The 12,681-nt window shown below is 49.6% G+C and carries 9 protein-coding genes and 1 pseudogene; all 10 read left to right on the forward strand.

Going from position 1 to position 12,681, the window contains the following annotated elements; all coding sequences use genetic code 11:
• Nucleotide 1 precedes the first annotated feature (1 nt).
• Nucleotides 2–961, forward strand: a complete 960-nt coding sequence (locus tag BBD38_RS00645; protein WP_207644614.1) for a sugar phosphate isomerase family — start codon at nucleotides 2–4, stop codon at nucleotides 959–961.
• A 246-nt stretch (nucleotides 962–1,207) separates the two neighbouring features.
• Complete coding sequence (locus tag BBD38_RS00650) at nucleotides 1,208–3,328, forward strand: oxidoreductase (RefSeq protein WP_066683429.1); 2,121 nt, start codon at nucleotides 1,208–1,210, stop codon at nucleotides 3,326–3,328.
• Between the two features lie 143 nt (nucleotides 3,329–3,471).
• A complete protein-coding gene (locus BBD38_RS00655; RefSeq protein ID WP_066683433.1) occupies nucleotides 3,472–4,536 on the forward strand; it encodes a sugar ABC transporter substrate-binding protein in 1,065 nt (354 codons plus the stop codon).
• A gap of 86 nt (nucleotides 4,537–4,622) precedes the next feature.
• The gene (locus BBD38_RS00660; protein WP_066683435.1) at nucleotides 4,623–6,122 is read left to right on the forward strand and encodes a sugar ABC transporter ATP-binding protein; all 1,500 of its coding nucleotides are present in this window, start codon (nucleotides 4,623–4,625) and stop codon (nucleotides 6,120–6,122) included.
• Between the two features lies 1 nt (nucleotide 6,123).
• Nucleotides 6,124–7,071: an ABC transporter permease gene (locus BBD38_RS00665; protein WP_082989374.1), complete on the forward strand. Its 948-nt coding sequence runs from the start codon at nucleotides 6,124–6,126 to the stop codon at nucleotides 7,069–7,071.
• Nucleotides 7,072–7,096: 25 nt separating this feature from the next.
• On the forward strand, nucleotides 7,097–8,365 hold the full coding sequence (locus BBD38_RS00670; RefSeq protein WP_066683437.1) for a Gfo/Idh/MocA family oxidoreductase: 1,269 nt from the start codon (nucleotides 7,097–7,099) through the stop codon (nucleotides 8,363–8,365).
• Nucleotides 8,366–8,747: 382 nt separating this feature from the next.
• Nucleotides 8,748–10,007, forward strand: coding sequence for an ROK family protein (locus tag BBD38_RS00675; RefSeq protein ID WP_066683440.1), 1,260 nt, complete (start codon nucleotides 8,748–8,750; stop codon nucleotides 10,005–10,007).
• A gap of 17 nt (nucleotides 10,008–10,024) precedes the next feature.
• Complete coding sequence (locus BBD38_RS00680) at nucleotides 10,025–10,852, forward strand: sugar phosphate isomerase/epimerase family protein (protein WP_066683442.1); 828 nt, start codon at nucleotides 10,025–10,027, stop codon at nucleotides 10,850–10,852.
• Between the two features lie 52 nt (nucleotides 10,853–10,904).
• Nucleotides 10,905–12,005, forward strand: coding sequence for a sugar ABC transporter substrate-binding protein (locus BBD38_RS00685; RefSeq protein ID WP_066683444.1), 1,101 nt, complete (start codon nucleotides 10,905–10,907; stop codon nucleotides 12,003–12,005).
• Between the two features lie 113 nt (nucleotides 12,006–12,118).
• Nucleotides 12,119–12,598: pseudogene (locus BBD38_RS15140) on the forward strand (ATP-binding cassette domain-containing protein); the annotation flags it as partial.
• Nucleotides 12,599–12,681 lie beyond the last annotated feature (83 nt).

Raw genomic sequence — 12,681 nt, forward strand, 5'->3', positions numbered from 1 at the left:
AATGATGGAACTGAACATGATGAGCACAATCAAGGGCTCGATGCTGGAAAACTTTTTTCCGGCAGGGTGGGACTTGCAAAAAATAGAAGACTGCTGTGCGACTCCTCCAGAGCATGCGCTTGACCGGATGCCGCATTGGAATAAGGATTTTAAGACGGAGGAATGCGAAGACGTCGCAAGCTTCAATATGCAGATGGGTTATGAAATTGCGAAGCAGATTAAGCGCGTGCGCGATGCAGGCAAGCAAATGGCGCTTATCCTGTCGGTAGGGCCGATGGGCATGTATCAATGGGCGGTTTATTTCCTGAAAGACTGGAATTGCAGCTGCGACCACGTATGGGGTTTCAACATGGACGAATGGTCGGATGCGGACGGCAATACGCTTCCTTCCAATGATCCGGGTGCATTCCAGAATGCCATGGAACAGAGCTTTTACGGTCCGCTTGGCGAATTAACCGTTCCCAAGAGCCAGCGGAATTTTGCAACGCGGGATAACCTTCCGCTCTACCCCGAAAAAATCAGGAAGATTAAAGAGGGCGGCGGGGAACTGATTACGATCTACGGCATCGGGCGTTGCTTCCACATCGCATTCTGGGAACCGCATTTCGCGGCCGACTATGCGAATGTTGAGGAATGGAAAAAGGCGCCTTACCGTGTAGGGGCGAAACTGCACCCGATGACGATTGAGCAAAATTCGCTCATCAGCTTCAAGAGCCGTGTCACCTTGATTCCCGCGCGGGCAAACACCATCGGCCCCGGCCTGTTCCTGAATTCGGATTACTGCATCGGCGGCGTAGACGGCGCGGTCAGCCGCGGAATGAACTGGCAGGGAATGACGTTTTTTGTAACACTGAAATACGGCCCGGATATGTGGGTCCCCTCGAGCTGGATGCCGACCCTTCCCGGGAAATTCTTTGTTGTCAAAGAACTGGAAGGACCGCTTGTCCCTGAATGCAATTAAACAGATAAACAACCTCTCTCTTAGTTCAAAAAGGCCGGCGGGGATGTGCGCGTTTGCTGGACATCCCCGAAGCCGGCAAGATTAAAATCTTACTTTGTTGTTTTAACGGCGCTTCGCTTTTATGGTTTCAAGCGGGGCATCGGGTAATCGTATTTTTTGTACTCTTTTTTTGGCCGCCTGGTCATATTGGCATAACGGAGTTTCAAAGTCAAAACGCTGAATCAAAAGAATGGAAGGGATTTTCAGATGAAAGAATATTACAAGCACTTGTTTGAACCAATTGAAATTGGAAACATGGTAGTGCCAAACCGTATCTGCCATGTTCCGACAGATATCGGCGCATCTTACTCAAACGGGGAAGCAAGCGAACGGGATGTGTACCATCATTCGCAGCTCGCGAAAGGCGGCACAGGGCTTATTATAGTGGGCGCAACCACACCGGAAATGGAAACGGGGAAATCCACCGTTAATTGTACGGCTGCCGACGGCGACCAACTGATCCCAGGTCTTAACCGCCTGGCTCAGGGAATCCAGCGTTATGGCGCGAAAGCCTGCATACAGCTTGAGCATCCCGGCAGGCAGGGCGCAATGCCGCGTTATCCGGTTTATTCCGCCAGCGATATGGTAATGAGCATACCGTGGTCGCAAAGCCATGAAATCCTTTATGAAAACGAAGAAGCCAAGGGAAAAGCGGTCCGCCAGATGAGCACGGAGGACATCATCAACCTCGTCGGGAAATTTTCCGACGCGGCATGGCGCTGCCAGGCGGCGGGCTTTGATTCGGTCGGTCTGCACGCGGCGCACGGCTACCTGATTTCGCAATTTATGAGTCCCTACCTCAATCGGCGGACAGACCGGTACGGCGGCAGCCTGGAGAACAGGATGCGCTTTGTGCTCGAAATCATTTCGTCGATCCAGCGCAAATGCGGCCACGATTTCCCGATCATTGTCCGGTATTCGGCAGATGAATGGGTGACGGGCGGACGCGAGCTCGATGAATCCATAGAAGTGGCGCAAATTTTGCAGGCTGCAGGCGTTGCGGCGCTGGATATCAGCCAATGCATCCAGGAAAGTCCGGGGGCGGGCTTTGATCCGATGTATTATCCCGAGGGCTGGACGACGTATGCGTCCGAGGCCATTAAAAAAGTGGTGGATATTCCGGTTATCATCAGCCATTCGCTTCGTACTCCCGAATTTTGTGACAAGATTATCGGAGAGGGCCTGACGGATATGGTAGGCCTTTCCCGTCAATTGCTTTGCGATCCGTATTGGCCGGTAAAAGCCAAATATGGAAAGGACGACGAAATCCGCAAATGTATTTCCTGCCTGACCGGGTGCTGGCAGGAATCCCATATGGCAAAGCGCCAGGTTACCTGTGCGATTAATCCGGCAATGGGCGACGAAAGCTTCGCGAAAATGGAAAAAGCGGACAAGCCGTGCAGCATTGCGATCGTAGGCGGCGGCCCCGCAGGCATGGAAGCGGCGCGGCATGCGGCGGTACGCGGGCATAACGTTACCATTTTCGAGCGCAGCGGCGAGCTCGGGGGCGCTATCCTGGGCGACTGCCTGGTGCAGGGAAAAGAAAAAATGAAATGGTATGCCGACTGGATCAGGAACCAGCTGAAAAAGCTCGGGAATGTAAAGGTTGTCCTGAACCATGCGCCGTCCATTGAAGAATTGAAAGCATTCGATATTGTGGCAAACGCAACGGGCGCATCTTCATATGTTCCTCCTGTGTTTGGTAATGTAACGGCGGTTGTTCCCTTTGAGGAGGTTCTGGCCTGCCCCAAAGTCAATTGCGAATTCAACCCCGGCGGCCGCAAGATGGCAAAGGTTGGCGAAAAGGTTCTGGTATGGGGCGATCATTATGCCGCGGCAGATACCGCACAGTTCCTGGCTTCCATCGGAAAAGAAGTTACGATCGTGACGGAACAGCCGCAGTTCGCGGCCAAGGTGGAAACGATCCATATGTATGTGGCGCGCAAACGCTTCAATCTGGAAGAGGCAGAGGCGCTCAGCCCGCATCCGTACAAGCATAAAGTGACGATTATGGAAGGCGCAACCTTGCTCGAAATCGGGGACGGGAAAGTAATTGTGCAGGATAAGGAGTTTAACAGGACGGAGCTTGCGATCGATACGGTCGTAACCTGCCACGTGAAGCCGAATGTGGAATTTATGGAACAGGCGGCCGAGGCGGGGCTGCAAATGGTTAATATTGGCGATTCTGTCCGCCCGCGCAACTTGCACGCCGCGGTAATCGATGGCGCGGTGTTTGGAAAGAATGTTGACGGGGACGCGCTCACCAATCCCAACAATGCACCCATTAATGATTTGCCGATCGACGTTTTGGAGCAGCTTACGAGATAGGAAAGGCATAATATGGGCTGAGAACAGCGTGCGTCGCGCGGCATGAAAATTCCGTACGAAAGCACAGGTATAGTTTGTGTACGAAAAAAATGAAGTTTTAAGCGAGAATGCTTGAAATAGGGAAAGAAAACAAGGAGGAAACAATGATGAAGAAGTCTGGAATTTTGGCACTGGTTGCAATCCTGCTGGTAGCGGTGCTTGTATTTGCCGCCTGTGCGCCTGCGGCGGAGTCGTCCGCACCGGCGGAAGCTTCGGCTGACGATACTGCATCCGCATCTTCCGGAGGCGAGGCGCCTGCCCCTGCCGCCGACGGCGGAAAGAAGCTGAAGTTTGGTGAAATCGCGCATGACCGTGCGTTGGAATGGGTAAACTACGGCGTTCAGAATTTTGAATACACATGTGAACAGCTGGGCGTGGAACCCGTGGTAATAGACGCCCAGAACGATATGGAGAAGGTGCTTGCCGGTATGGAAGACCTGCTCTCCCAGGATGTGGATGCGGTTTCGGTATACTCGTTCAGCCCGGACCTCGATGCGCGTGTGGCCCAGATGGCGCGCGACGCCGGTATCCCGATCGTATTTGAAAACGCAGTTCCGGCCGACTCCGTAGACCGTGATTCCGTCACCTGCTGCACGTACTATGATATCGGATATGCGGCAGCGAAAATGATCGGCGACAAATATCCCGGGTCAAAGTTCGTATATATCATGGGGCAGCCGGGGATGAACATTACGGAGCCGTACAATGACGGAATTGCCGCGGCAATCAAGGACGGGGCGGATACGGAAATGGTAGAGTCCGCACCCACGAACTGGACGGCTGAGGAAGGTATGAATGCTACGCAGAACCTGATCCAGTCAGGAAAAGAATTTGATGTTATCTTTGCCAATAACGAACAGCTTGCGCAGGGCGTGGTAAAGGCTTTGGATGCGGCCGGCCTGAAGGACAAAATTCCGATCATTGCCACAGGCGGAAGCCCGCTGGGAGTGGAAATGCTTGAATCGGGCGATCTTTATGGCACGATTGCCGCGCCGACCTCCTACATGGGCGCGCTTTCTGCAAAGAAGCTGTATGACCTTGTAAACGGTAAGTCGGTGGAAGAGATGACATACCTGCCGCTGCTTCCCGCCACCAAGGAAGAAATCGGCCAGATTATTCCGTGGACGCCGGGCGCAGAGGTGATTGAGGCGATTGGCGGACTCGACTGACGAATGATTGTTTGACATGCATGGGAATGACAGGCATACGGGCAGGGAAAAGCTGCCCGTATGCTATTCCCGGTAAAGGAGAAGCCATGGTGGAAAAGACGGTTGATTATTTAATAGAGGCAAAAGGCATTTCCAAGATATTTGGCGGCACCCGGGTGCTGGACCATGTTTCGATTACGCTCCGGCCGGGTGAAATACATAGCTTGTGCGGGGAAAACGGCGCGGGGAAATCCACGCTTATCAAGGTTCTGTCCGGCGCCTACAAGCCGGAAGAAGGCGTAGTCGCTATCGGGGGAAAGGAATATCCGCATTTAACGCCGCTCATCGCGAAGAAAAAGGGTATAGAGGTAATACACCAGGAAATAATTCTGGTGCCGCAGCTTACGGTAGCGGAAAACATTTATACGGACGTTCCCTACAGGACGGCGGGATTCTTTTCCATGAAAAAGACCTGCGAAGCTGCAAAAAAGTTGATGGATGAGATCGGGATTCAACTCGATCCTTACGAAACAGTGGAGCGTTTAAGCACGGCGGACCAGCAATTCGTTAAGATATTAAAGGCGCTTGCTCCGAATCCCAAGGTGCTCATTATGGATGAGCCCACTGCGATGTTTAACATGAAGGACACGGATATGGTCCTGGACCTTGTGAAGAATATCAGCAAAAAAGGAATCGGAATTATTTACATTTCCCACCATTTGAAGGAAGTGGCTAAGATTGCCGATACGGTCAGCGTATTGCGCGATGGAAAGCTGATTTCCACCTATCATGCAAGAGACGGCGCGGTAGACATGGATCAGGTAACATGCGATATGGTGGGGCGTCCTGTCGATATGTTTTATAAAAGGGAAAAATCAAACACGGGCGATGTGCTGTTTGAGGTAAAAGGCCTACAGCTGAAAGAAAGCGATACGCCTGTTGACCTTTACTTAAAGAAAGGGGAGATACTGGGCCTCACCGGAATGGTGGGATCGGGCCGGACGGAAATCATTCGGGCGATTTATGGGCTGGACCAGCGTTTCGCCGGGGAAATCCGGAAGGACGGGCAAACGCTCCAAATCCATAACCCCCATGATTCAATCCAAAACGGAATCGGATACGTCAGTGAAGACCGGCAAAAATCAGGACTGGTGCTGCCACTTTCCGTCCTGAGTAATCTGACATTTTTGAAATTGCCTCTGAAAAAGGGGCTTATCAGCACCAAACAGGAGATGGATATTTCCGAGGATATGATTAAAAAGCTGGACATCAAAACCCCGAGTATGTTCAAGGAAACGGGTATGCTTTCGGGCGGCAACCAACAAAAGGTCATTATTGGAAAATGGTTGCACAAAGGCTTTGACATTCTGATTCTCGATGAACCCACCAAAGGGATAGACGTAAACGCCAAATTTGAAATTTACAAGCTGCTGCACGACCTGACAAAGCAGGGAAAATCGCTTCTTGTCGTATCCTCCGATATGCCGGAAGTCATCTCGCTTTGCGATCGTGTGATGGTTGTGCGGGACGGCAAAATTGCGGGCGAATTTACGGGCGGCGAAATCACGGAAGAAAACGTTATAAAATCTGCATTAGAGGTGAAGTGAAGTGAAAGAGAAAACTTTGAGGACCAGGGCAAAAATCGGAAATGAAATGATTTTTCTGCCCGTTGTTATTATCGCTCTATGTGTCATATCCGGGCTCATCAATCCCCGCTTTTTCACGATAGCGAACTTTCTGACGATATTCCAGCAGGTAGCGGTATTGGGAATCCTGACAAGCGCAATGCTGATGCTGCTCGTAATGGGGGCAATCGACCTTTCCTACGGCGCCCTGATCGGCCTGTGCAGCGTTATCCTGTGCAACCTTATCAGCGTGCAGGGGGTGGACCCGTGGCTCGCCCTTCTGATTATGTTCGGGACGGCCCTCGGGGCGGGCGCTCTCAACGGCCTGATTATTACAAAATTCAAATGCGAACCGCTGATTGTGACAATCGGCACAAGTTATATCTATCTCGGCTTTGCGCAGGTGATTTCGCAGGGAACATACCAGTCCATCGGCGGAGCGTTTCCGTTTATTGGAACGGGTAAGCTTGGCCTGATCCCGATGCCGATGATCGTGCTCGTAATTGTGCTGTTGCTGATGTTTGTTTTCCTGCGGTATACGCCTTTCGGCCGCAAGCTGCACATTATCGGCGGCAATTCCGAGGTGGCGTTCCTTTCGGGAATCCCGGTGAAGGCATATAAGCTGCTGGCGTTTGTCCTGGGCGGCGGAATCTGTGGGCTGGCGGCCTTTGTACTCACTTCGCGCATCGGGTCAGCCTTGCCGACAAATGGATCGGGATACGAATTAAACGCCCTTGCGGCGGCAATTATCGGCGGTGCGTCTTTTTCCGGGGCGAGGGGAACGGTTCTGGGAGCGTTCTTCGGCGTATTGCTGCTCGGTATTGTAAATAACGCGCTCAATATTTTGGGGGTGGATGCATTTTATCAAACGGTTGTTCTGGGTGTTATAATTGTAATAGCGGTTATTTTCAGTAATATCAAGAGTAAATAAACGATCAAAGCGTTAGGGGGCAATTATGAAAAAGATTACGGCAGTTTTAGTTGGTGCGGGAGACCGCGGCGCAAACGCGTACGCATCCTATGCCATCAATAATCCGGGGACGATCCAGTTCGTCGCCGTTGCGGAAAAAAATGACGAAAAAAGGAAACATTTCCAGGAAGTGCATCATATCCCGGATGAAATGGCTTTCTCCAGTTGGGACGACCTCTTCGCAAAGGGGAAGCTGGCGGATGCGATCCTGATCTGTACAAATGAAAATTACCATTATGAACCGGCAAAAAAGGCAATGGAGCAGGGCTATCATATTCTGCTCGAAAAGCCAATCACACAGGAGCCGGTTACGAGCGTTGAAATCGGGGATATGGCCGCAAATTACGATAAGGTATTTATGCTGTGCTATGTGCTCCGCTATACTCCGTTTTTTGCGGAGATCAAGCGCGTGCTGGACGAAGGGGCGCTTGGCGAACTGAAAACCATCGTGCATTGCGAGAATACCGGAATCGCTCATTTTTCCCACAGCTATGTGCGCGGTATGTTCTCGCGGGAAGAAAATGCCGGACCGATGATTCTTTCCAAATGCTGCCACGACATGGATATCCTGAACTGGCTGACGGGATCGCGCTGCGTCCGGCTGTCGAGCTTTTCGACGCCTACGTATTTCAACGCGAAAAATGCGCCCGAAGGCGCTCCCGCGCGCTGTACGGACGGCTGTCCTTACTCTGATTCCTGCTATTTTTACGCGCCGAAGATGTACTCCGTTCCGCGCTCCGGGTTTAATGTGGATATGATATCCCTCGATACGAGCCCGGAAGGGAAGATGGAGGCGCTTGAGACGGGCCCGTTTGGGCGTTGCGTATATCATTGCGATAACGACGTAGTGGATACGCAGGTAATTAATATGAAATATGAAAACGGCGTAACGGTGGCTTTTTCAATGACGGCCTATTCGGAAGAATGTTATCGGACCATTAAGCTGACGGGCACCAGGGGAGAAATTGAAGGTAATTTGGAAAAAAATGAATTTGTTGTAAAGGATTTCGCGACCGGGCGGCATGATACCATCCAGGTGTCTACCGTGCTTGACAGGCACTCCGGCGGGGACTACTTTATTATGACTGATTTTATCAAGCTTGTGCGCGAAGGGAAAGCGGGCGGCCGGACGAGCACCAAGGGCGCGGTAGACAGCCATGTCATGTGTTTTGCTGCGGAAAAATCCCGCAAGGAAGACCGGGAAATCGATTTGGAGGAATATAAAGAAGAGCTTCGTGCAAAAGTTGGAAAATAAAACGAAAAGAAATATATTTTATCAAGCGAATTGACATACTGATGGGAACGTGATAGAATTACCATAATCGAAAGAAGAGTGGACAATGGCGTTTACAGAAGTGTAAACGCCATTTTTTCATTCATTCCGCCGTGATGGATAATTACAAAGTGAAATGGTTAATCGATCTTTGCACATTGAAAATTAAATCGTTCGGGAAATGTTGCATAAAAACCTTATTTATCAGGTTGGATATGCAAAAAACAGAAAAATTATTTTTTTTAAAAAAGTAGTTGACTGGATAATGAATTGGGAGTATTATTAAAACAATAAAACAACCCACTTTACTAATTATCCAAAATATATTATAAAAGCATCATTAGAAAGCAAGAGGGATATCCAAATGTTTGTATATGGTGACAAAGCCACAGCCGATGCCGAACCGGTTAACCAGCAGCAGCTTAAATCTTACCATCTGCGCCAGTTATTTGATTTAGTGCTCGAAAATAAGCGCGTATCGCGCACATGGCTGGCACGTTATATGAAACTCAGCACCACTGCGGTTTCTTCCCTGGTAGACGAATTGCTGGAAAACGAGGTCCTGGTATCCGTGGGGCAGGGAGTATCCAAAACAGCGGGGCGTAAGCCGATCATGCTGGAAGTAAACAGGAAATGGCGGCAAATCGTTACCTTCCGTCTCGATCTGGATGAAGTTGAATATGTTCTTTACGATATGGTCTGCCAGCCCCTCGAAAAAATAAAGCGGCGGATTGAAGGAAATGATTATGTTGCGGAAATGAAAGCGATCCTTAAGCAATCGGTTATGCTGAACAGGAAAGACGTTATCTCAATGTGCGTTGCTGTTCCCGCAATTGCGGATTGCGAAAGCCAGCGGCTGTTACTGAATATCCTCGAGCTTGAAGATGAAGGGAAGTTCCTGAAAGATATGTCCGGGCTTTTCCCGAGCGCCGTCCTCCTGATAGGAAACGACTCCGCGGCCTATGCGTATTCAGAAAAGGAATTTGCATCGGCGGAAGGAATTGAAAACCTGATTTACATTAATTACACGCACGGAATTGGCGCCGGAATTATTATCGACGGGAAGATATTCAACGATACGAAACACAATACGGGCGAAATCGGCCATATGTCTATCGATATGAACGGCCCGCAGTGCATTTGCGGCAACCGGGGATGCCTTGAACGTATGATCAGTATCCCGGCCATTGTACGGGAAACGAAGCGAAAAATTGAAACAGGAAGCTATTCAATTATTACCGACCTATGCAGGAATGATTTGAGCAAGCTCAATATAGAAATGGTTATCTATGCATTTTTGCACGGCGACATGATGGTTTCACAGATCATTAAGGATATGGCGTTTAAGCTGTCTTTTGGAATTCGGAATATATTCAGTATGTTCCATCCCCAGGAGGTTGTAATCGGCGGAATCGCACACAGGTTCGGCGAACAGTTCCTAAAAATGCTGATTAAGTATACCAAGGGATCGTCGTATTGGGAATCCCTGTACGAAACGAAAATCCGCTATACGCAGATACAGGAGTATGGCGCGAACCTCGGAATGGCAAAATATTATCTGGACAGCGTAATGTCGCTTGACCGCAACGAAGCGGTGCAAAAATGTACAATGACTCTATTTTAACAAGGGGGAAGAATCACATGGATAACAAATTTGCAGTGCTGACAAACACTTATCACGGTTTTACTCTGGATGAAGCGCTCAGCGGCATTGCCGCCGCCGGGTTCCAATATGTGGAGCTTGCGGCGGTCCGCGGCTGGACGGAGCATGTATCTTCCGATATGTCCGATGCGCAAATTGAAGAGGTGAAACAGAAGCTTTCTTCTCTCGGCCTTACCGCAATCGGTATGAGCGGGCATTGTAACCTGATGGAGGAAGAGCGGCTCGATGATTTCCGTAAAAACATTGTTCTTGCATCCAAACTGGGATGCCAATATATCATCAGTTCCACCGGAGAGGCGCACTTTGGAAAAGGGGAAAGTTTCTCGGATGATGTTCTTGCAAAGCATTTGAAAAGCCTTGTGCCGGAGCTCGAGAAGCATCATATGATAATGGTGCTGGAAGTCCACGGCGAATATGGTACGGGCGAATCCCTTTACAAGGTAACGAGAATGGTGGGCTCCCCGTATGTGGCAATTAACTATGATACGGCCAATGTCGTTTTTTACGGAGGCAAATACCCGGAAGAGGAAATAAAATGCTGTGTTGACGATGTAAAGTATGTACATCTGAAGGATAAAGCCGGAGAAATGAAGGAATGGAATTTCCCGGGGGTCGGTTCCGGAAACCTGAAATTGAAGGAATTTATGGAATACATGGACTCAAAGGGCTATACCGGTCCTTACAGCATTGAGATCGAATATACGGAAGATTTCTGTATGCGCGATAAAAAACCGGAAGACCTTGCGGTTGCGAACAAGGCTGTAAAGGATAGTTATGACTATCTGAAATCAATTGGAAGAATTTAAAGTTTTGGCAGGCATTCTGCCAAATAAACTATATCTAAATGGAGGTACGAAAATGAAAAAAATTTTACTGACAATTCTTGCGGTAGTGCTGGTGGTTGCATTAGGTGCAACGATGGTCGGCTGCTCGGCTCCTGCTGCCGAGCCTTCCGAATCCGCTTCCACCGAAGCGTCCACAGCCCCCGAATCTTCGGCTCCTGCTGAAGAATCTGCGTCTGCAGATGCAGGTGCAAAAGACAGCTACACGTTTGGCTATATTGCGTACAACACGGCTGACATCTGGAACGATTATTCCCAGAAAGCATTTGAATATGCTGCGTCCCAGGCGGATGTCGACGTAGAAGTGGTGGCGCTTGATTCCAAGAACAGCGTTGAAGAATCCGTTAAGGCGATGGAATCCCTCATCCAGCAGGAAGTTGACGGCATCTCGATCTTCCCGATTTCGATTGAGCAGGGCGCACAGCTGGTTAAGATGGCAAATGACGCTGGTATCCCCGTAACGATTGAAAACTTCGAAATGGATACGCCGGACCCGGGCGACTACATTGCGGCGGTTGCCTGCAAATATGACGACATCGGGTATGCTGCGATCAACTACATTGCAGAACAGAAGCCGGGCGCGAAAATCTTCTTCTGTGCAGGACAGGAAGGCGCCGGCGTTTACGAGAAGTATCAGGAAGGCGTTGACAAAGCTATGGCTGAACTCGGCGACAAAGTTGAAATCGTAGGTACGGAACACGGCGATTGGGAAACAGAGAAAGCAATGAACGTGACACAGAACTTTATCCAGAGCGGCGCGGAATTCGATTATATTTTCGCAAACAACGGCCTGATGGCAAAAGGCTGCTACCAGGCTCTGAAAGAGGCGGGTATGGAAGATATTCCGATTGTTTCCACAGGCGGATCACCGGACGACTACCAGATGCTCGTTGACAAGGTCGAAGCTGCAAACATGACGGCTCCGGTTTCCATCCAGGGTATCCAGACGTTCAAGAACCTGTATGATACCGTTGTGCTGGGCCAGGCTCCTACGGATACGTTCCAGCCCCTGCCGGTTATCGCAGTTTCCGCCGATGACCTTGGCAAATTCATCGCATGGGATGACTATGAAGCGGCTTACAACTATGTATATGGCGGCGCAGAAATTGCAAAATAAGTAAAATCTCTCTTGTTTGCCGGGCTTCCGTTGGGAGGCCCGGCAAATAAATAAAAGGGAAAAGGTTGTTGCGTATGAGTATTGATTATGAAAACAATAAGCCTGTCATCGAAATGAAGGACATCATCAAGGAGTTTTCGGGAGTACGCGCCCTCTCCGGTATTACATTTGATCTTTACAAAGGCGAAATTCATTGCCTGGTTGGCGAGAACGGTGCGGGGAAAAGTACGCTGATGAAGGTCCTGAGCGGCGCATACAAGCCCGATGGGGGCTCCATTGTTGTAGGAGAGAAAAATTACAAAACTCTTGACCCCAATCTGTCGCAGGAATTGGGAATTAATATCGTATATCAGGAAAATGACCTGGTGCCGACTATGAATGTTGTTGAAAATATTTTTGTCGGCAGCGAAAAAACGAAAAAATTTGGCTTTATCGATTCGAGGGCAATGTTTGAGGAAACAGAAGCTGAAATGAAGGACCTTGGAATCGATATCGACCTGAATAAGACAATTGAAAATTTATCTGTTGCCGAACAGCAGTTTGTTAAAATTTTGAAAGCGATTTCCACACATCCCAAAATACTGATTATGGATGAACCTACCTCCATGTTTAACGTGGAAGACGCGGGGAAGGTCTTAACCCTGGCGCAGACCATAGCCGCAAGGGGAATCAGTAT

Origin of the sequence: Christensenella intestinihominis (assembly GCF_001678845.1) — a bacterium.
In the GTDB taxonomy this organism is placed as follows: domain Bacteria; phylum Bacillota; class Clostridia; order Christensenellales; family Christensenellaceae; genus Christensenella; species Christensenella intestinihominis.

Coding starts and splice junctions, on each gene's coding strand:
- BBD38_RS00645 (WP_207644614.1), top strand. CDS start 2: ATGATGGAACTGAACATGATGAGCACAATCAAGGGCTCGATGCTGGAA.
- BBD38_RS00650 (WP_066683429.1), top strand. CDS start 1,208: ATGAAAGAATATTACAAGCACTTGTTTGAACCAATTGAAATTGGAAAC.
- BBD38_RS00655 (WP_066683433.1), top strand. CDS start 3,472: ATGATGAAGAAGTCTGGAATTTTGGCACTGGTTGCAATCCTGCTGGTA.
- BBD38_RS00660 (WP_066683435.1), top strand. CDS start 4,623: ATGGTGGAAAAGACGGTTGATTATTTAATAGAGGCAAAAGGCATTTCC.
- BBD38_RS00670 (WP_066683437.1), top strand. CDS start 7,097: ATGAAAAAGATTACGGCAGTTTTAGTTGGTGCGGGAGACCGCGGCGCA.
- BBD38_RS00675 (WP_066683440.1), top strand. CDS start 8,748: ATGTTTGTATATGGTGACAAAGCCACAGCCGATGCCGAACCGGTTAAC.
- BBD38_RS00680 (WP_066683442.1), top strand. CDS start 10,025: ATGGATAACAAATTTGCAGTGCTGACAAACACTTATCACGGTTTTACT.
- BBD38_RS00685 (WP_066683444.1), top strand. CDS start 10,905: ATGAAAAAAATTTTACTGACAATTCTTGCGGTAGTGCTGGTGGTTGCA.